The organism is Herbiconiux flava, assembly GCF_013409865.1.
Taxonomy (GTDB): Bacteria; Actinomycetota; Actinomycetes; order Actinomycetales; family Microbacteriaceae; genus Herbiconiux; species Herbiconiux flava.
Genome location: NZ_JACCBM010000001.1, coordinates 2,044,666 through 2,063,927, shown reverse-complemented (window position 1 = coordinate 2,063,927; position 19,262 = coordinate 2,044,666). Strand labels below are relative to the sequence as shown.

16 protein-coding genes are annotated in these 19,262 nt (G+C 71.8%); 3 read left to right on the top strand and 13 right to left on the bottom strand.

Features of this window, described 5'->3' with window-relative positions:
• Positions 1–15: 15 nt before the first annotated feature.
• The 4 genes from BJ984_RS09995 to hrcA form a co-directional block, all read right to left on the bottom strand.
• Positions 16–360 carry a histidine triad nucleotide-binding protein gene (locus tag BJ984_RS09995; protein ID WP_179547889.1) on the bottom strand — a complete coding sequence of 115 codons (345 nt, stop codon included), beginning with the start codon at positions 358–360 and terminating at the stop codon, positions 16–18.
• Between the two features lie 122 nt (positions 361–482).
• Positions 483–1,241, bottom strand: a complete 759-nt coding sequence (locus BJ984_RS09990; protein WP_179547888.1) for a 16S rRNA (uracil(1498)-N(3))-methyltransferase — start codon at positions 1,239–1,241, stop codon at positions 483–485.
• Positions 1,242–1,248: 7 nt separating this feature from the next.
• The gene (dnaJ, locus tag BJ984_RS09985) at positions 1,249–2,361 is read right to left on the bottom strand and encodes a molecular chaperone DnaJ (RefSeq protein WP_179547887.1); all 1,113 of its coding nucleotides are present in this window, start codon (positions 2,359–2,361) and stop codon (positions 1,249–1,251) included.
• A gap of 60 nt (positions 2,362–2,421) precedes the next feature.
• Entirely contained in the window at positions 2,422–3,456 is a 1,035-nt protein-coding gene (hrcA, locus tag BJ984_RS09980) for a heat-inducible transcriptional repressor HrcA (RefSeq protein ID WP_179547886.1), read from the bottom strand.
• 178 nt (positions 3,457–3,634) lie between these two features.
• Here hrcA and BJ984_RS09975 point away from each other — a divergent pair, with 178 nt between their 5' ends.
• Positions 3,635–4,174, top strand: a complete 540-nt coding sequence (locus BJ984_RS09975; protein ID WP_179547885.1) for a DUF4870 domain-containing protein — start codon at positions 3,635–3,637, stop codon at positions 4,172–4,174.
• 18 nt (positions 4,175–4,192) lie between these two features.
• Here the strand turns inward: BJ984_RS09975 and hemW are convergent, their stop codons facing one another.
• From hemW to lepA, 3 genes are read right to left on the bottom strand one after another with little or no spacing between them, the layout of a single operon-like run.
• Complete coding sequence (hemW, locus tag BJ984_RS09970) at positions 4,193–5,419, bottom strand: radical SAM family heme chaperone HemW (RefSeq protein WP_179547884.1); 1,227 nt, start codon at positions 5,417–5,419, stop codon at positions 4,193–4,195.
• A 2-nt stretch (positions 5,420–5,421) separates the two neighbouring features.
• Entirely contained in the window at positions 5,422–6,123 is a 702-nt protein-coding gene (locus BJ984_RS09965) for a DUF1990 family protein (protein WP_271206495.1), read from the bottom strand.
• A gap of 2 nt (positions 6,124–6,125) precedes the next feature.
• Positions 6,126–7,976, bottom strand: a complete 1,851-nt coding sequence (lepA, locus tag BJ984_RS09960; RefSeq protein WP_179547883.1) for a translation elongation factor 4 — start codon at positions 7,974–7,976, stop codon at positions 6,126–6,128.
• Positions 7,977–8,086: 110 nt separating this feature from the next.
• Between lepA and BJ984_RS09955 the strand changes: the two genes are divergently transcribed.
• Positions 8,087–8,974 carry an NAD-dependent epimerase/dehydratase family protein gene (locus BJ984_RS09955; protein WP_179547882.1) on the top strand — a complete coding sequence of 296 codons (888 nt, stop codon included), beginning with the start codon at positions 8,087–8,089 and terminating at the stop codon, positions 8,972–8,974.
• 36 nt (positions 8,975–9,010) lie between these two features.
• Here the strand turns inward: BJ984_RS09955 and BJ984_RS09950 are convergent, their stop codons facing one another.
• Both BJ984_RS09950 and BJ984_RS09945 read right to left on the bottom strand, forming a co-directional pair.
• Entirely contained in the window at positions 9,011–10,054 is a 1,044-nt protein-coding gene (locus BJ984_RS09950; RefSeq protein ID WP_179547881.1) for a ketopantoate reductase family protein, read from the bottom strand.
• 2 nt (positions 10,055–10,056) lie between these two features.
• A complete protein-coding gene (locus tag BJ984_RS09945) occupies positions 10,057–11,259 on the bottom strand; it encodes a pyridoxal phosphate-dependent aminotransferase (RefSeq protein ID WP_179547880.1) in 1,203 nt (400 codons plus the stop codon).
• A gap of 206 nt (positions 11,260–11,465) precedes the next feature.
• Between BJ984_RS09945 and rpsT the strand changes: the two genes are divergently transcribed.
• Positions 11,466–11,726: a 30S ribosomal protein S20 gene (rpsT, locus tag BJ984_RS09940; protein ID WP_179547879.1), complete on the top strand. Its 261-nt coding sequence runs from the start codon at positions 11,466–11,468 to the stop codon at positions 11,724–11,726.
• Between the two features lie 494 nt (positions 11,727–12,220).
• Here rpsT and holA read toward each other — a convergent pair whose 3' ends face one another.
• The 4 genes from holA to leuS all read right to left on the bottom strand — a co-directional run bounded on the left by holA (position 12,221) and on the right by leuS (position 19,217).
• On the bottom strand, positions 12,221–13,264 hold the full coding sequence (gene holA / locus BJ984_RS09935) for a DNA polymerase III subunit delta (RefSeq protein WP_179547878.1): 1,044 nt from the start codon (positions 13,262–13,264) through the stop codon (positions 12,221–12,223).
• Positions 13,265–13,362: 98 nt separating this feature from the next.
• Positions 13,363–15,756, bottom strand: a complete 2,394-nt coding sequence (locus BJ984_RS09930; RefSeq protein ID WP_179547877.1) for a ComEC/Rec2 family competence protein — start codon at positions 15,754–15,756, stop codon at positions 13,363–13,365.
• A gap of 58 nt (positions 15,757–15,814) precedes the next feature.
• Positions 15,815–16,552, bottom strand: a complete 738-nt coding sequence (locus BJ984_RS09925) for a ComEA family DNA-binding protein (protein WP_179547876.1) — start codon at positions 16,550–16,552, stop codon at positions 15,815–15,817.
• Positions 16,553–16,616: 64 nt separating this feature from the next.
• Positions 16,617–19,217: a leucine--tRNA ligase gene (gene leuS, locus BJ984_RS09920; RefSeq protein WP_179547875.1), complete on the bottom strand. Its 2,601-nt coding sequence runs from the start codon at positions 19,215–19,217 to the stop codon at positions 16,617–16,619.
• Between the last annotated feature and the right edge of the window lie 45 nt (positions 19,218–19,262).

Here is a 19,262-nt window from a genome sequence, read left to right as displayed (position 1 = left end):
TCGGTGGGAGCCAAATTACTCTTTCAGCCCGCCCGCGAGAACATGGGCGTGCACATGGAAGACGGTCTGACCGGCGTTCTCGCCGGTGTTGAAGATGAGACGGAACTCGCCCTCGGCGCGCTCCTCGGCGATCGACTGCGCCGTCGCGACGATCTCGGCCAGGAGGCCAGGATCGCCCGCGGCGAGCTCGACCACGTCGCGGTACTGCTCGGTCTTCGGCACCACGAGCACGTGCACGGGGGCCTTGGGCGCGATGTCTTCGAAGGCGATGACGCGGTCGGTCTCGCGCACGATCGTCGCCGGGATCTCACGGGCCACGATGCGCGAGAAGATCGAGGGGGACTCGGATTCGCTGGACATGACTCCATCTTAGGTTCGACCGCCGACACCGAGGAGGGGCCGACGGGGGCCTCGACGTGGGTTTCGCTACCAGCGTCGGGCGCCGCGTCGGAGCGGCTGCCGCCGACGCCGCGGATATCGCCCTACCAGCGCCCCAGCGCCACGTTCAGCACCGCGATCGCCGCCGGCCCCGCGCTCGAGGTGCGCAGCACCTCGTCGCCGAGCCGCACGGTCTCGGCGCCCGCCTCGTCGAGCTTCTCGAGCTCGCGCGGCGAGATGCCGCCCTCCGGGCCCACGACGAGCACGATGGACCGGTCGTCGGCGTCGCCTTCGGGGGTGGTTCCGAAGGTCAGCGAGGTGAGACGGATGCTCGCGCTCGGCTCGAGCACGAGCATCCGGCAGCCGTCGGTCTCGGCGATCAGCTCGGGCAGGTCGACCAGGTCGCCGACCGGAGGCACGAACGGGCGGATCGACTGCTTCGCCGCCTCGCGCACGATGCTGCGCCAGCGCTCGACGCCCTTGGTGGCCTTGGGACCCGCCCAGCGCGAGACCGATCGCTCGGCCTGCCAGGGCACCACGCCCGAGACGCCGAGCTCGGTGGCGGTCTGCACGGCCAGCTCGTCGCGATCGCCCTTGGCGAGGGCCTGCACCAGCACGATGCGGGGCGAGGGCTCCGGATGCTCGTGAACCCGCTCGACCGCGAGGTCGAGCTCCTTTGCCTCGGCCCGCACCACGACGCCCTCGACGATCAGTCCGCGACCGTCGCCGATCGCCGTGTGCTCGCCCACGCGCATCCGGTTCACCGTCGCCGCGTGCTTGGCCTCGTCGCCCCCGAGGGTCACGACGTCGCCGAGCTGGTGCGGCACCACCGACAGCTCGTCGAGCAGGAAGAGGGAGCTCACGGGCGGCTCAGACGTTCAGGAAGCGGTCGCGGAGCTTCGCGAACAGCCCCTGCTGGAACTGGCCGAGCGAGGGCGCCGGGTACTTGTGGGCGGAGGCGAGCTGCTTCATCAGCTCCTTCTGCTTGTGGTCGAGCTTCGTGGGGGTGACCACCTGGATGCCCACCCGGAGGTCGCCGCGCCCGTTGCCGCGCAGATGCGTGACGCCGCGGCCCTTGACCGTCAGCACCTCCGCGCTCTGCGTGCCGGGCTTCAGCTCGATCTCGATGTCGCCGTCGAGGGCCTTGATGGTGGTGGTCGTGCCGAGCACCGCATCCCACATCTGCACCTCGAGGGTGCAGAGCAGGTCGTCGTCGTTGCGGGAGAAGACGTCGTGGTGGCGCACCTTCATCTCGAGGTAGACGTCGCCCTGGGGACCGCCGGCGGGGCCGACCTCGCCCTGACCGGGCAGCTGGAGCCGCAGACCGGTGTCGACGCCCGCGGGGATGTCGACGGGGAGGGTGCGGCGCGCGCGCACGCGGCCCTGGCCCTGGCAGGTGGGGCACGGGTTCGGGATGATCGTGCCGTAGCCGCGGCAGGTGCCGCAGGGGGCACTCGTCACGACGTTGCCGAGGAGCGAGCGCACCGTGCGCTGGATCGAGCCGGAGCCGTGGCAGATGTCGCAGGTGACAGGAGCGGTGCCCGGGGCGCAGCACGAGCCGTTGCAGGTCTCGCAGAGCACGGCGGTGTCGACCTCGAGGTCGCGATGGGTGCCGAAGATGACCTCGCCGAGGTCGACCTCGACGCGCAGCAGCGCATCCTGACCCCGCTCGGCACGGGACTTCGGGCCACGGCTGCCGCCGCCCTGCCCGCCGAAGAAGGTCTCGAAGATGTCGCCGAAGCCGCCGAAGCCCTGGGCGCCCGCACCGCCGAAGCCCTGCTGCGGGCCGCGGTCGTAGTCGCGTCGCTGACCCGGGTCGCTCAGCACGTCGTAGGCATGGGTGACCGCCTTGAACGTCTCCTGGGCCTCGGGGCTCGGGTTGACGTCGGGGTGCAGCTCGCGGGCGAGCCGGCGGTAGGCCTTCTTGATCTCTTCGGGAGTCGCGTCGCGCGAGACGCCGAGCACGTCGTAATGGTCAGCCACCAGGGGCTTCTCCTTCGTTGTCGTCCGGAAGTCGTGGAGGGTCGGGGGTCGGGTCGCCGGTCAGCTCGCGCTGCCGGTCTCGCCGAGGGTTCGGGAGAGGTAGCGCGCGACAGCGCGCACCGCGGAGATGTTGCTGGAGTAGTCCATGCGGGTCGGGCCGAGCACGCCGAGGCGCGAGATGGCGCTGCCGATGCCGGTGTAGCCGCTCGCGAGGATGGAGGTCTCGCCGAGGCCGAACGACTCGTTCTCACGGCCGATCGAGACGAGGAGACCGCGCTGGTCGGCCTCGAGCTCGCTGAACAGGCGCAGCAGCACGACCTGCTCCTCGACCGCCTCGAGCACGGGCAGGATGCTGCCGTGGAAGTCGCCTTCGGTGCGCACCAGGTTGGCGGCGCCGGCGATCAGCAGCTTCTCCTGGCGGTTCGCCGAGACCTGCTCCTTCAGCGTGGCCGCGACGACGGATGCGGTGGCCGCCAGCTCGGCCGGGAAGCGCTCGGGCACGCCGTCGAGGGCACCCGCCGCCTCGACCAGGCCCCTGCCCCCGACCGCCTCGTTGAAGCGCTGGCGGAGCTCGCCGATGAGGCTGTCGTCGATGTCGGTCGGCACGTCTACGATGCGCTGCTCGACGTGGCCGGCGTCGGTGATGATCACCGTCATGAGCTTGCGGGGGGCGAGGGCGACGACCTCGATGTGACGCACCCGGGCCTGGGAGCGCGACGGGTACTGCACCAGGGCGACCTGGTGGGTGAGCTGGGAGAGCAGGCGCACGGTGCGGGCGAGCACGTCGTCGACGTCGACGCTCGAGTCGAGGAAGGCCTCGATGGCGTGCCGCTGCGCCGGCGTGAGGGGTCGCACCTCGGAGAGGTGGTCGACGAACAGGCGGTAGCCCTTGTCGGTGGGCACCCGGCCGCTCGAGGTGTGCGGAGCCGTGATCAGCTCCTCCTCTTCGAGCAGGGCCATGTCGTTGCGGATGGTGGCCGCCGAGACGCCGAAGGAGTGTCGCTCGGCGATGCTCTTGGAACCGACGGGCTCGCGGGAGGCGACGTAGTCCTGCACGATCACGCGGAGCACTTCGAGGCTGCGTTCGGAGACCATGTCGACCACCTCCCTTTTGGCACTCAGACGGCTGGAGTGCCAATCATATCGCGCCGGGACCGACAACCGGCTGGGGACGCGGGGAGACACAGTGAGCGAAAATCATTGCTCGGCCCCTGGGCTACCGCTATCTTGTCTCGTGTACCACCCCGTCCATCCGTCTGAAAGGCGCGAGACAATGACCGACCCCAACGCAACGCCGAACGATCCGGCCGCAGGCCAGCCGACGCCGCCTTCGGGTCAGCCCACGCCCCCTCCCGGGTACCAGGCTCCTCCCCCCGGCTACCAGGCACCGCCTCCCGGGTACCAGGCTCCCCCGCCCGGCTCGGGCTACCAGCAGCCGCCCGGCTACCAGCAGGCCGCTCCGCAGGCGCCGCTCTCACCGGCCGACGACAAGCAGTGGGCGTTCCTCGCCCAGCTCGGCGGCATCCTCGGCTTCCTGCCGCCGCTGATCATCTGGCTGATCTTCAAAGATCGCGGCCCGCTCACCAACCAGGAGGGCAAGGAGTCGCTGAACTTCCAGATCTCCGTCGCGATCGCGGTCGTCGCCCTCTACATCCTGGGCACGATCCTCTCGGTGATCCTGATCGGCTTCCTGTTCTACTTCCTCGCCTGGGCGGTGCAGATCGTCGGCGTCGTGTTCGCGATCATCGCCGGTGTCAAGGTCAACGCCGGCGGCACCTACCGCTACCCGTTCACCTTCCGGTTCATCAAGTAGCGCCGACGCCGGCGGCGCCTAGGTGAGGCGCCGCACGACGGCATCGGCCAGCAGACGGCCCTTCAGGGTGAGAGCGATCTCGCCCCGGAGGGCCGTTCTGCCGTCCACGAGCCCGTCGGCGATCAGCCCGGCGACCTCCTGGCGCGCCTCGGGCGCGAGCGAGTCGGTGCGCAGCGCGCCCCGCACCCGGCTGAGCAGCAGGATGCGCTCCAGCTCCCGGATGTCGTCGTCGATGCTCTCGCGGCCGGCGGCGGGCGACTCCCCGGCGGCGATGCGCTGCGCGTAGGCGGCCGGGTGCTTGACGTTCCACCAGCGGGTGTCGCCCACGTAGCTGTGCGAACCAGGGCCGATGCCCCACCAGTCGTGCCCGACCCAGTAGCCGAGATTGTGCCGCGAGCGGGTGCCGGGGCCGGTCGAGAAGTTGCTGACCTCGTACCAGTCGTAGCCCGCGTCGCCGAGGGTCGCATCCGCCCGCTCGTACATGTCGGCCTGCAGGTCGTCGGAGGGCGCGGCGACCACGCCGCTCTTGATCTGGCGGGCGAGCTTCGTGCCCTCTTCGACGATCAGCGCGTAGGCCGAGACGTGGTCGGGCCGCTCGGCGACGACGGCGTCGAGCGAGCGCTGCCAGTCGTCGAGCGTCTCGCCGGGGGTGCCGTAGATCAGGTCGAGGCTGACCTGCAGGCCCGCCTCCTTCGCCCAGCGCACCACGTCGGGGATGCGCTCGGGGTCGTGCGTGCGCTCGAGGGTGGCCAGCACGCTCGGCACGGCCGACTGCATGCCGAAGCTGACCCGCGTGAAGCCGGCATCGGCGAGCGTCTGAAGATACGCGGCGTCGACGGAGTCGGGGTTCGCCTCGGTGGTGATCTCGGCGTCGGGGGCGAAGCCCCAGGTGTCGCGGGCAGCGTGCAGCATGCCGGCGAGCTGGTGGGCGGGCAGCAGCGTCGGGGTGCCGCCGCCGAAGAACACCGTCGAGATCGGCCGCGGTGCGTAGCCCGAGCGGTCGAGCACCTCGGCGCCGAAGCGCATCTCGGCGACGGCCTCCTGCCAGTAGTCGGCCTGCTTCGCCCCGCGCAGCTCGGTGGCCGTGTAGGTGTTGAAGTCGCAGTAGCCGCAGCGCACCCGGCAGAACGGCACGTGCACGTAGAGCCCGAAGTCGCGGTGGGCGGCCCCAGAGGCGCGGCCGGCCGGGGGTGGAATGAGTCCGTCGGCGGGAGCCGGGTCGCCGAGCGGGAGGACGGAGGGCACGGTCAGCGGCCGCCGGTGGGGCCGTCGGCGGCCGTCGCCGGCGCCAGGGGCACCCGCCCGGGCAGCAGCGCCCGCAGGTATCGGCGGGTGTAGCGCCACTGCATGAACCGCAGCACGGGGTAGCCGAGCCGGTAGATCCAGCTGCTCGGCCGCGAGAAGGCGCGGATGACGATCCACACCGACCCGTCGGCGAGCTGCTCGACGACGAAGCTCTCCTCGCCCGACTCGGGGTGGCCGGGCAGCGTGCCGTAGGCGAAGCCCAGGCGGCCGGGCTCGTCGACGAGGTACACCACACGAACGGGTGCCGTGACCTTCAGGCCGAACGCCGAGATGGTGAGCTCGGCCGTGGTCCCGGCCGTGACGAGCGGTGTGCCGTCTTCTCCGTAGGCCTGCTCCGGATGCACGGCCAGCGGCCCGAGCGGCACCCCCGTCTCGTCGTACCGGAGCCCCGCCCAATCGGTCTCGGACGGCGCCGGCGGCTGGATCTCCCCCACCCGGATGCCGGCCCCCCGCTGCACGCCCCACGCCATCAGCCGTGACGACGCCGCCTCGAACCGAGCCTGCCCGCTTCCCAGGCGCGCCCGCACCTGCATCGGCCGGAAGCCCTTCGGCGGGAAGTAGAGCAGATCGGGCGCCTGGGTGGCGCCGACGGCCGCGTAGCTCAGTGGCGTCTCGGCAGCCGACCGGGGAAGCGTCGCCGACACCGCTACTTCTTGTCCTTCTTCTCGACGTCGCCCGAGAGCGCGGCGATGAACGCCTCCTGAGGAACCTCGACGCGACCCACCATCTTCATGCGCTTCTTGCCCTCCTTCTGCTTCTCGAGCAGCTTGCGCTTTCTGGTGATGTCACCGCCGTAGCACTTGGCCAGCACGTCCTTGCGCATCGCGCGGATCGACTCACGCGCGATGATGCGCGCGCCGATGGCCGCCTGGATGGGCACCTCGAACTGCTGGCGCGGGATGAGCTCGCGGAGCCGGCCCGTCATCAGCACGCCGTAGGCGTAGGCCTTGTCGCGGTGCACGATCGCGCTGAACGCGTCGACCTGCTCGCCCTGCAGCAGGATGTCGACCTTCACCAGGTCGGCCTCCTGCTCGCCGGCGGGCTCGTAGTCGAGGCTGGCGTAGCCCGCGGTCTTCGACTTGAGGTTGTCGAAGAAGTCGAACACGATCTCACCCAGCGGCATCGTGTACTTGATCTCCACCCGGTCTTCTCCGAGGTAGTCCATGCCCTGCAGGGTGCCACGACGCTGCTGGCAGAGCTCCATGATGGTGCCCACGTAGTCCTTGGGCGCCAGGATCGCCGCGTTCACCACGGGCTCCTTGACGTTCAGGATCTTGCCGCCGGGGAACTCGCTCGGGTTCGTGACCGTGACCGTGCGCTTGTCTTCGGTGGTGACCTCGTAGATCACGCTGGGGGCCGTGGCGATGAGGTCGAGGTTGAACTCGCGCTCGAGGCGCTCGGTGATGATCTCGAGGTGCAGAAGGCCGAGGAAGCCGCAGCGGAAGCCGAAGCCGAGCGCCACCGAGGTCTCGGGCTCGTAGACGAGCGCGGCGTCGGACAGCTTGAGCTTGTCGAGCGCCTCACGGAGCACCGGGTAGTCGCTGCCGTCGATCGGGTAGAGGCCGGAGAAGACCATGGGGAGGGGCTCGGTGTAGCCCGGCAGAGCATCCGTCGCCGGCTTCGCCGCGGTCGTGACCGTGTCGCCCACCTTGGACTGCCGCACGTCTTTCACACCGGTGATGAGGTAGCCCACCTCGCCGACGCCGAGACCCTGGCTGGGGGTGGGCTCGGGGCTGGAGACGCCGATCTCGAGGATCTCGTGGGTGGCGCGGGTCGACATCATCTGGATGCGCTCGCGCGGGCTCAGCTTGCCGTCGATCATGCGCACGTAGGTGACCACGCCGCGGTAGGCGTCGTAGACGGAGTCGAAGATCATGGCGCGGGCCGGTGCATCCGCCTTGCCGACCGGGGCCGGGATGAGCTCGGTGACGCGGTCGAGCAGCGCCTCGACGCCCTCGCCGGTCTTGCCGCTGACCCGCAGCACGTCGGCCGGGTCGCCGCCGATCAGGCTCGCCAGTTCTTTCGAGTACTTCTCGGGGTCGGCCGCCGGCAGGTCGATCTTGTTCAGCACCGGGATGATCGTGAGGTCGTTCTCGAGCGCGAGGTAGAGGTTCGCCAGCGTCTGCGCCTCGATGCCCTGCGCCGCGTCGACGAGCAGGATGGCGCCCTCGCACGCGGCCAGGCTGCGGCTGACCTCGTAGCTGAAGTCGACGTGCCCGGGGGTGTCGATCATGTTCAGCGCGTAGCTCTGGCCCTCGAGCGCCCACGGCATGCGCACGGCCTGGCTCTTGATGGTGATGCCGCGCTCGCGCTCGATGTCCATGCGGTCGAGGTACTGCGAGCGCATGTCGCGGTCGCTGACCACACCCGTGATGCCGAGCATGCGGTCGGCGAGCGTCGACTTGCCGTGGTCGATGTGCGCGATGATGCAGAAGTTGCGGATGAATGCCGGGTCGGTGGAGGCCGGCTGGAGGGCCTTCAGGGCTTTGGGGCTCACGCATTCCTCTGGAGTGTCGGTGTGATCGGCGCCGGACGGACGCGCACGATCGCAGGGACTCATTCTGCCACGTCTGGAATGACGGACCGGTTTGGCGGTTGAATCGGTGCATGGCCATCTTCCTCACCGGCGCGACCGGCTTCATCGGTTCCGCAGTCCTCCGTCAGCTCCGCGAGCAGGGGCGCGACGTCGTCGCCCTCGTGCGCTCGTCCTCCTCGGCCGCCGAGGTGGAGGCGCTCGGCGCCCGCGCGGTGCTCGGCGAGCTCACCGATCGCGAGATCGTGACGCACCTCGCCCTCGAGAGCGACGGCGTCATCCACCTCGCCTCCCCCGGCGACGAGTCGAGCGCGCCGACCGACGACGCCTTCGTCACCGCGGTGCTCGCGGGCCTCGAGGGCAGCGACAAGCCCTACGTGCACACGGGCGGCATCTGGATCTTCGGCAACGGGTCGGCGATCACCGAGACCTCGCCCTTCGACCCGCCCGCCCTCACCTCCTGGCGTCTGCCCGTCGAGGCGCGCGTGCGCTCGGCCGTCGGCGTGAAGACGTCGATCATCGCGCCCGGCATCGTGTTCGGCAACGGCGGCGGCATCCCGAACCTGATCGTGGATGCGCCCCGCGGTTCGGGCGTCGCCCCGGCTCTCGAGCTGATCGGCCCGGGCGAGCAGCACTGGACGACCGTGTTCGTCGACGACCTCGCCGAACTGTACGTCCTCGCCTTCGACCTCGCTCCCGCCGGGTCGTACTACATCGGCGCGAGCGGGCAGAACCCGACCGTGCGCGAGCTCGGCGAGGCGGCGGCGCAGGCCGCGGGGCTCGACGGGCGGGTCACGCCGGGCACCGTCTCGTCGGCGCACGAGCGGCTGGGCGAGGCGTTCGCGGATGCACTGCTGCTCGATCAGCAGGCGACCGGGTCGTCGGCGCGCATCGACCTCGGCTGGGAGCCGAACGGGCCGTCGCTCGTGGAGGAGCTGCGGTCGGGGTCGTACGTGCGGTAGGCGTCGCTGCGGCGGCGGGGTCGGCCTGCGGCTCACTCAGCCTCGTCGGGCTGCCGCCACGGCTGCCGCCACCGCGTCGGGCGCGACGAACTCCGTCTCGCGTTCGACGCGGTGCACCAGCTCCACCAGGGCCGCGTTCACCGGCGCCTCCCGCCCGAGAGCCCGGGCCGCGTCGACCACCGCACCGTTGAGGTGGTCGATCTCGGTGAGCTGACCGCGACGGATGCTCTGCAGCGTCGATCCCGGATTGGGCGTGCTCCCCATCCGCCGCCCCATCAACCGCGGCAGCAGCCGGGCGAGCGGTTCGGGCGCGGCGCTGAACGCGCGCAGCAGCGGATCGCTCAGCCCGAGCAGCGTCTCGAACCGCACCCCCGTCGCGCGGGCCACGTCGACCGCCTCGCGCATGCTCGCCGTGAGCACCGCGCGCAGACGCGGGTCGGTGATCGTCTCCTGCACCGCGAGCCCCGTGATCGCCGGGAGCGCGTTGATCTGGTTGACGATGAGCTTCGTCCACTGCGCGCCCTCGAAGTTGGGGGTGCGCTCGATCGGCAGGAGCGCCCCGAGCACGCGCTCGGCGAGCGCCAGGGCGGCGTCGTCGGCGGGACGTGCCGGGCGGGCATCCGTCGCCTTGGGCAGGCCGAGGTAGGTGCTCGCGGGGGTCGTGATCGAGACCTCACCCGGTGAGAGGTACGAGGCGGCGAAGAGCGCCAGCGCGCCGACCACGGGGGTGGCGGGCAACTGGGCGGCCGCTGCGGCGGCCCCGCCGAGACCGTTCTGCACGACGACCAGGGGCACGCCGGCCAGGGCGGAGGCGTTGGCCTCGAGGGCCGGCCGCGCATCCTGGGCCTTGACCGTCAGGAGCACGAGGTCGAACTGGTGCGCCTCGTCGGCGTGCAGACGAGCGGATGCCCGGGGCCGCGCCGTGTGCTCGCCCCAGTGGCCCGTCAGTCTCAGTCCGCGCTGCTCGATCGCGTCGAGCTGGGCGCCACGCGCCGTGACCTCGACGTCGTGGCCGGCGCGGTCGGCGAGGGCGGCGATGACACCGCCGACGGCTCCGGCGCCGATGACTCCGACGCGCACGGTCAGGCCTTCTGCGCGGCCGGTTCGGCGGGTCGTGCCGGTTCGGCGGGTGGGGCCGGGAGTCGGCGGATGCCCTCGAGCAGGTCGTCGGTGGAGGCGGCGGCGCAGAGGCGGATCCAGCCCTCGCCCGTGCGGCCGAAGGCACTGCCCGGGGCCACGGCCACGCGCTGCTCGATCAGGAAGCGCTCGGCCCATTCGGCGACGTCGCCGCCGGTGGCGTAGGAGACGTCGACCCAGAGGTAGAAGGCGCCGGTGGGCTCGAGGTGGGCGATTCCCCGCTCCTTCAGCAGGGCGACGGCCGCATCGAGGTTCTCGCGGTAGTGCCGGGCGGCGTCGGCGACGTGCTGCTGGGAGCCGCGGAGGGCGGTGACGACCGCGCGCTGGGCGGGGGTGTTGACGCAGCTGACCATCGCCTCCTGGGCGGCGCGGAGGAGCGGCGCGAAGCCGGGCGGGGTGAGCAGCCAGCCGACGCGGGCGCCGGTGAGCGCGTAGGTCTTGGAGGCCGAGAAGACGGTCAGCACCCGGTTCTCGGCCGCGTCGCCGCGCTCGGCGGCCAGGGCGGCGAGGCTGACGTGCTCGACGCCATAGGTGAAGCGCTCGTAGACCTCGTCGCTGATCACCCAGAGGTCGTGGCGCTCGGCGAAGTCGAGCAGGGCATCCAGGGTCTCGCGGTCGAAGACGGCGCCGAGGGGGTTGGACGGGGAGTTGACGATCAGCACCCTCGTGCGCGGGGTGATCAGGCGGTCGAGCTCGTCGAGGTCCGGCGTGAAGCCGGCCGCCGGGCGGAGCGGGTAGGGCACCGGTACGGCCGAGACGAGGTGGGCGTTCATCGTGAAGGTCGTGTAGCCGGGGTCGGGCACGAGCACCTCGTCGCCCGGGTCGAGGAGGAGCGACATGGCGAGGTAGAGGCCCTGGGTGGCGCCGGCGGTGACCCAGACGCGCTCGAGCTCGGTGGTGATGCCGTTCTGCTCGCGCACCGTGTCGACGATCGCCTCGCGCAGCTCGGTGATGCCGCCGTTCGGCGTGTAGGCGGTGTCGTCGGCCTCCCAGGCGGCGGCGCCCTCGGCGAGCACGGCCGGGTCGACGGCCACGTCGGGCTCGCCCACCACGAGGTAGACGACGTCGTCGAGCGAGTGCGCCAGTTCGAACAGGCGACGGATGCCCGAGGGCGGGACGGTGTCGGTGTGGGCGGCTAGGCGTGGCATAGGGTTCTACGGTACTCCGGGCCCCTGGGGCCTTTGCTCGGTTTTCGGCCTCGGATTGTCGGTGGGTGCTCTACCTGGTAATGTTGCCTGTTGGCTTACGCATCCGCGCGACAAGGTGGGTGCGAACAGCGAGTGGCTCCATCCGCGGCCCGGCCGCAGCGGACCATCGCACCGCACTCATCCGAACAGATACAGAGGTTATTTCCGTGGCAAACATCAAGTCGCAGATCAAGCGCATCGGCACCAACAAGAAGGCCCAGGAGCGCAACAAGGCCGTCAAGAGCGAGCTCAAGACCGCCATCCGCGCCACCCGCGCCGCTGTCGTGGCCGGCGACAAGGACAAGGCCGCCTCGGCCCTGACCCTCGCGTCGAAGAAGCTCGACAAGGCGGCCTCGAAGGGCGTCATCCACAAGAACCAGGCGGCGAACCGCAAGTCGGCCATCGCCAAGCAGGTCTCGGCTCTCTGAGCCGCCCGCGGCGCCTCGCGCGCCGCAGGTGCTCCCCGCGCCGCCCGGACGCGCTCCGCGCGCCGCCCGCGTTCCGGCACCGCACCCGGCCTCCGGGCACTGAAGGGCCCCGCTCCGGCGGGGCCCTTCGCCGTTCCCGCGCCCCCGACGCATCGGCCGCGTCGGGAGTGGCCGACGGCGCCCCGGTACCGCACCCGGCCTTCGGGCACTGAAGGCCCCGCTCCGGCGGGGTCCTTCGCCGTTCCCGCAGGCGCCTACCCCTCACCCTCCGGCAGGTCCCGCGCCGTTCCCGCGGCCGCCCACTTCCCGCTCGCCCTCCCACGCCCGCCAGGCGCGCCGAGGCCGAGTCGCGCCTAAGTGTCGCTCTAGGAGCTGAGTCGCGGGAAAGCGCAGCGGTTCGGCGCAACTCACCGGCACCCTGCAGCGGTTTGGCGCGACTCAGCGCCACCGCGCAGGGGTGGGGTGCGGGCGGGGCCGCCGGCCGGCGGCGGAGGTTAGAGGGTGCCGCGGGAGGAGATGACGCCGATCATGTGCTCGAGGGCGAAGACCGGGTCGCGGCCGGCACCCTTGATGGACTCGTCGGTCTCGGCCAGCACCTGGATGCTGCGGCCGAGGCCCTCGCCCGTCCAGCCCGACAGGTCGCGCCGGGCGCGGTCGATCTGCCACGGCGCCATGCCGAGCTGTCCGGCCAGCTGGCCCGAGCCGCCGCGCGTGCCGAGCACCTTCGCCATGGTGCGGAGCTTCATCGCGAACGCCGCCACGATCGGCACCGGATCGGCGCCCGACGCGAGCGCGTGCCGCAGCAGCGCCAGCGCATCGCCGTAGGCTCCGCCGATCGCCGAGTCGGCCACCGCGAAGGCGTTCGTCTCGACCCGCCCGGCGTAGTACCGCTCGACGGTGACCTCGGTGATCTCCTCGGCGGAGTCGGACGCGAGCTGCGCACACGCCGCGGACAGCTCCGCCAGGTCGTCGCTGAACGCCGACACCAGCGCCCGGATCGCTCCCGGCGACACCCGCTTGCCGAGCGCCCGGAACTCGGCCGACGCGAACTCGTACCGGTCGGAGTCGCGCTTGATCTCGGCGCAGACGATCTCGATCGCCACCCCGGACGCGGCCCGCACCGCCTCGAGCATCTTCTTGCCGCGCACTCCACCGCCGTGCCGCAGCACGAGGTACACGTCGTCGGCCGGGTAGGCGAGGTACGAGATGACGTCCTCGATCAGCGCGTCGGTGCACTTCTCGACCCCGGCGACGCGGATCAGCCGCGGCTCTCCGAACAGCGACGGGCTGGCGAGCGACAGCAGCTCCCCCGGCCCGTACGACGACGCCTCGATGTCAGTGATCTCGAGGCTCGGGTCTTCGGCCTTGACGAGGTCGCGCAGCTGCCGGATGGCCCGCTCGGCGAGGAACGTCTCGGTGCCCGACACGAGCACCACGGGCGCGGGCCGCACCTGGTTCCACTCGAGCTGAGGGATGGCGACCTTGGCGCTCGGCTTCGCCGCTTTCGACGGCGCCCGGCTCCCGCGTGCGACGGCCATGCCCACCCCTCTCGAACTCCCCCGCCAGCCTACCGGCCCCCACCGACGCCCCGGCCCGGTGCCGAACCGGCCGGGCGCCGGGCCGCGGGGCGTCGGTGTCAGGGTGGGGGCGGATGCTCGGTCCAGACCTCGAGGGAGGCCGGAGTTCCGCTGACGAGGGTGAGGCCGCCGAGGTCGGTGCGGAGGGGACGGGTGCCCGTGCGGCCGAGGATGCCCAGGAGACGGTCGGTGGGATGGCCGTAGCCGTTGTCGGCGCCGACCGAGATGACGCCGAGCGTGGCGTCGGCCTCGGCGTAGACGTCTGGGCTCTGGTCGGCGCTGCCGTGGTGGGCGACCTTGACGACGTCGACCGGGCCGAGGGTGGCACCGGCGTCGACCCCGCGCTGGGCTGACTCTCCGAGGTCGCCGAGGAAGAGCATCCGGAGCGTGCCCGTGACGAGGAGGGTGACGCTCGCGTCGTTGCCGCGGAGGGGTGTGCCGGGGCGGGGCCAGAGCACCTCCCAGCGGTCATCCCCGAGGGTGCCGGTGAGGCCGCGGCGGGCCTGGATCACGTCGGCTCCGGCGTCGTGGAGGCGGGTGAGCATCCGCTCGTCGTGAGAGCCGTCGGGCGGGCCGACCAGAGCGCGGTCGACCCGGCCGACGACGGCGTCGAGGCCGCCGACGTGGTCGAGGTCGTAGTGGGTGAGCACGAGCAGGTCGAGGCGGTGGATGCCCAGGCGGTCGAGGCACGCCGCGAGCGGCTCGGGGTCGGGGCCCACGTCGATCAGTGCCGTCTGACTGCGGCTGCGGACGAGCACGGCGTCACCCTGACCGATGTCGCAGGCGGCGAGCTGCCAGTCGGACGGCACCGAGGTGAGGCGGGCGAGCTGCGACCCCGCGAGCGTGCCGGCGGCGATGACGAGGCCGAGCGTCGCGAGGAGCGCGGTCGTGCGGCCGAGGCGGGGACGCCGGGGCGCGGCGAGGGCCGCGGTGCCGACGAGCAGCAGGGCGATCACCGCCGCCGCGGCTGCGAGGGCGCCGTCGGGGATCGGCACGGCGGCGAGCGGGGCGTGGGCGAAGAAGCGGGCGACGGCGGCGATCCAGGCGGAGGGGAGCCACGGCAGCCAGGCGAGCAGCGAGGCGAGACCGGGCGCCACCACCGCGACCAGGCAGACGATCAGCCCGAGCACGCTGACCAGGGCGGCGGCCGGCTCGGCGAGCAGGTTCGCGGGCAGCGTGTACGGCGTCACCTGTGGCGCGAGGAGGAACAGCACCGGCTGGCACGCGAGCTGCGCCGCGACGGGTACGGCGAGCGCGAGCGCGAGCGGCCGGGGCATCAGGCGCGCCGCCGCTGCCGCCAGCGGTCGGGTCAGCACGAGGAGGCCGCCGGTGGCGAGCACCGAGAGGGCGAAGCCGGTGCTGCGGCCGAGCGTCGGGTCGAGGGCGAGCAGCACGACCACCGAGAGCGCGAGCGGCGGGATTCCCGCCGCCGGTCGCCCGGCAGCGAGGGCGGCGAGCACGATGACGGCCATCGTCGCCGCCCGCAGCACGCTCGGCTCGGGGGTGACGAGCACGACGAAGAGGGCGAGCCCGCCGATCGAGACCGCGATGCGGAGTCGCCGGCCGAGGCCCACGGCGCCGCCGATGAGCATGACGGCGGTCACGACGATGGCGCAATTGGCACCCGAGACGGCAGTGAGGTGGGTCAGGCCCGAGACCGTCATGTCATCCACGAGATCGTCGGTGACGCGGCTGTCGTCGCCGATCGCGAGGCCCGTGAGCAGCTGGGCGCCGTCGCCGGGCAGCGCGGCCGTCGCGGTGCGGAACGCGGTGCGCACCGTCACCGCCCAGGCGAGCGTCGGCGGAGGCGGCGCGGTGACGACGGGCGGTGATCGTCCGAACAGCAGGTAGTCGTGCGACTCCCCTCGTGGCTGCGGCGTGAGCGACCCCTCGACCCGGATGCTCGATCCGATCGTCAGGGCCGCCGCTTCGCCGACCGTGGCGAAGACGAGCGCGGGGGCCCGGGCGGCGGTGCTCCGCCCTCCCGCGGTGAAGCTCCGTAGCTCGGCGTCGAACCGCATCCGCTCACCCGCCGCGCCGCTGCCGCTGCCACTGCCGCTGCCGCTGCCGAAGAACCCGGCCTGCGCCACCCGCGGCGTGCCGGTCACCACCAGCACGGTAGTCCCCTGCCGCGGATGCCCGGCATCCAGTTCCGCGGGCCGTCGCAGCCCGTCGCCCGCAGCCACCGCTGTCGCCACGAGCGCCACCGCAGCGACCGCCAGCGCGGCCACCGGAAGCACGGCGCGAAACCGGCGACGTCCTGCCTGGCCCGGGTCGACGTGATGCTGGCCGCGTGGACGCACCACGAGGGAGACTGTCGACCCTGCAGCGAGCAGCCAGGCCGCGGCTGCGACGAGGGCCGCCACCTGTCCGTCGGAGCTGCCGAGCATCCACGCCGCCAGCCAGGCGCCCACGGCTGCCGGTGCGAGACGCAGATCGAGGTCACTGCTCACGGCGCGACGGTTGCGGCGAGCCGCGACCGGCGAACGGCGGAGAGGGTCGGCGCGGACATCAGAGGGTGAGGAGGGGTCGGAGGGACTCGAGGGTCTTGTCGCCGATGCCCGGGATCTGGAGGAGGTCGTCGATGGAGGCGAAGGGGCCGTTGGCGTCGCGGTAGGCGACGATGCGGGTGGCCATCGCCGGGCCGATGCGGGGCAGGGTGTCGAGGTCGATCTCGGTCGCCGAGTTGAGATTGACGAGTGAGGGGGCGGACGCGCCACCCGAGGGCGCAGCAGAGCCCGACGACGCACCCGCCGGCGTACCCGGGAGCGGTGGGGCCGGAGCCTCCCCGACCGCGAGCACCCGCAGCTGCTCCCCGTCGACGAGCGGGCGGGCGAGGTTGACCGAGGCGCTGTCGGCGGAGGGCGCGAACCCGCCCGCCGCCGCGACACCGTCGACGACCCGCGAGCCGGCGCCCAGTTCGTACACCCCCGGCGAAGCGACTGCGCCGAGGACGTGGACGAGGAGCGCCGGCGCGGCGGGCGGAACGGGCTCGGACAGGGATGACGACGACGCGGTCGAAGAGGGCCCGGCGCCCGGCAGCGGCGGGGCAGGTGATGGCGACGAGGAACCGGCGGCACGAGCATCCGGAACGACCGTCGTCGCACCGACCGGGGTGAGAGCTGTCACGAGCACCGACGCGACCAGGGCCGCCACCACCAGGACGACGGCCGCCCCCACGCCCACCCGAACCCGCACAGAAGGCGAAGAAGCAGACGAGGAAGGGGGCGGCGCCGCAGGCAGTGACATGCCGTCACCCTACGAACGCCGCCCCCCAACTCGAGACGCGGACGAAGAACCTGTGGAGAACTCCCTACGAGGCCGGCTTGGTGACGAAGTTCACCAGCCGCGGCGCCCGCACCACGACGGTCACGACCGTGCGGTCGCCGATCGCCCGCTGCACCGAGGGCAGCGCCCGCGCCGACTCCTCGAGCGCGGCGCCCTCGACCTTGGGCGAGACCTCGAGCCGGTCGCGCACCTTGCCGTCGACCTGCACGACCGCGGTCACGAGGTCCTGGGTGAGCAGCGACGGGTCGGCCTTGCGCCAGCCGTAGTTCGCGACGGAGGCGTCGTAGCCCAGGCGCGACCACATGTCCTCGGCCGTGTACGGCGCGAACAGCGACAGCCCGAGGGCGATCGTCTCGACGGCCTCGCGCACGGCGGGGTCGCCGCCGCCCGGGCCCGAGTCGATGGCCTTGCGGGCCGCGTTCACGAGCTCCATCAGGCGCGCGACGACGACGTTGAACTTGAACGCCTCGATCAGGCCCGGCGCCTCGGCGAGGAAGCGGTGGGTCTGCCGCCGCAGCGCCCGGTCGCCCTCACGCCAGTTCACCGAGGGGTCGGAGGTCACGTCGAGCACGAGCCGCCACGCCCGCGCCAGGAACTTCGCCGACCCGGCCGGCGACACGTCGGCCCAGTCGATGTCGTCCTCGGGCGGCCCGGCGAAGGCCATCGTGAGACGCACCGCGTCGACACCGTGCTCGTCGAGCTGGTCGGACAGGCGCACCAGGTTGCCCTTCGACTTCGACATGGCCGAGCCGTCCATCAGCACCATGCCCTGGTTCAGCAGCGCGCTGAAGGGCTCGGTGAACGAGACGTAGCCGAGGTCGAACAGCACCTTCGTGATGAAGCGGGCGTAGAGCAGGTGCAGGATCGCGTGCGTCACACCGCCGACGTACTGGTCGACGGGCGCCCACTTGTCGACCTCGCGCGGGTCGAACGCCTGCGTGGAGTCATTCGGCGACAGGAAGCGCAGGAAGTACCACGAGCTGTCGACGAAGGTGTCCATCGTGTCGGGGTCGCGGCGCGCGGGCGAGCCGTCGACGGGGTTGGGCACGTTGACCCAGTCCGACGCTGCGCCGAGCGGCGAGGAGCCCTTCGGCGTGAGGTTGAGCCCCTCGGTCGGCGGCAGCTCGACGGGCAGCTGGTCCTCCGGGACCGGGTACTCCTGACCGTCCGCACCGTGGATGATCGGGATCGGCGTGCCCCAGTACCGCTGCCGCGAGATCAGCCAGTCGCGCAGGCGGTAGTTCTTCGCCGGCCGCCCGGTGCCCGCCGCCTCGAGGATCTCGATGATCTTGCGGATCGCGTTCGACTTCGACAGCCCGTCGAGCGGCCCCGAGTTGATCAGTCGCCCCTCGCCGGCCAGCGCGATGCCGGTGGTGCCGGGGTTCAGGTCCTCCAGCTCGGGCAGGTCGTCGGGGTCGAGCACGGGGATGACGCCGGTGACCGGCTGCAGCGTGTCGACCACGACGCGCACGGGCAGCCCGAAGGCGCGCGCGAAGTCGAGGTCGCGCTGGTCGTGCGCGGGCACGGCCATCACGGCGCCGTGGCCGTAGTCGGCCAGCACGTAGTCGGCCGCCCAGATGGGCAGGCGCTCGCCGTTGACGGGGTTGATCGCGTAGCGCTCGAGGAAGATACCGGTCTTCGGCCGGTCGGTCGCCTGACGCTCGGTCTCCGACGACTTCTGCACCTCGGCCAGGTACGACGCGAAGCGGTCGCGAACTTCCTCTGAGGGCGACCCCGCGGCCAGCTCGATCGCCAGGTCGGAGTCGGGTGCGACCACCATGAACGTCGCCCCGTACAGCGTGTCGGGCCGCGTCGTGAACACGGTCACGGGCTCGTCGCGCCCCTCGACCGCGAAGTCGACGTCGGCGCCGATGGAGCGGCCGATCCAGTTGCGCTGCATCGCGATCACCTTGGCGGGCCAGGTGCCCTCGAGCTGCTTCAGGTCATCCAGCAGGCGGTCGGCGTAGTCGGTGATGCGGAAGTACCACTGCGTCAGCTTCTTCTTCACCACGACGGCGCCCGAGCGCTCGGACGTGCCGTCGGGCAGCACCTGCTCGTTGGCGAGCACGGTCTGGTCCACCGGGTCCCAGTTGACCCAGCTGGCCTTGCGGTACGCCAGGCCCTTCTCGTACATCTTCAGGAACAGCCACTGGTTCCACTTGTAGTACTCGGGGTCGCTGGTGTGCAGCACGCGGTCCCAGTCGAACGAGCCGGCGTACTTCTTGAAGCTCGAGTGCTGCTGCTCGATGTTGTCGTAGGTCCACTGACGCGGGTCGAGGCCGCGCTTGATGGCGGCGTTCTCGGCGGGCAGGCCGAACGAGTCCCAGCCGATCGGGTGCAGCACGTTGAAGCCCTGCTGACGCCAGTAGCGCGCCACGACGTCACCGAGTGCGTAGGCCTCGGCGTGCCCCATGTGCAGGTCGCCCGAGGGGTAGGGGAACATGTCGAGCACGTACTTGCGCGGGCGCTTGTCGCCCTCGATGTCGGTGCGGAAGGGCTTCTGCTCCTCCCAGACCGGCAGCCACTTGTCCTGCAGGGCGCGGAAATCGTAGCGCTCGGCGCCGTCGCGCTCGTCGTCGGGCTGACCGGGGTTGTCGAACCGTCCGTCGGGGGCAGAGGTGTTCACGGTGACTCACATTCGTTGCTGGCGCGGCTCACCACCGGGGTCGGC

Bases quoted from the DNA above. Each gene is read 5' to 3' on its own strand.
- BJ984_RS09995 (WP_179547889.1), bottom strand. From the start codon at position 360: ATGTCCAGCGAATCCGAGTCCCCCTCGATCTTCTCGCGCATCGTGGCC.
- hrcA (WP_179547886.1), bottom strand. From the start codon at position 3,456: ATGGTCTCCGAACGCAGCCTCGAAGTGCTCCGCGTGATCGTGCAGGAC.
- BJ984_RS09975 (WP_179547885.1), top strand. From the start codon at position 3,635: ATGACCGACCCCAACGCAACGCCGAACGATCCGGCCGCAGGCCAGCCG.
- BJ984_RS09955 (WP_179547882.1), top strand. From the start codon at position 8,087: ATGGCCATCTTCCTCACCGGCGCGACCGGCTTCATCGGTTCCGCAGTC.
- BJ984_RS09945 (WP_179547880.1), bottom strand. From the start codon at position 11,259: ATGCCACGCCTAGCCGCCCACACCGACACCGTCCCGCCCTCGGGCATC.
- holA (WP_179547878.1), bottom strand. From the start codon at position 13,264: ATGGCCGTCGCACGCGGGAGCCGGGCGCCGTCGAAAGCGGCGAAGCCG.
- BJ984_RS09925 (WP_179547876.1), bottom strand. From the start codon at position 16,552: ATGTCACTGCCTGCGGCGCCGCCCCCTTCCTCGTCTGCTTCTTCGCCT.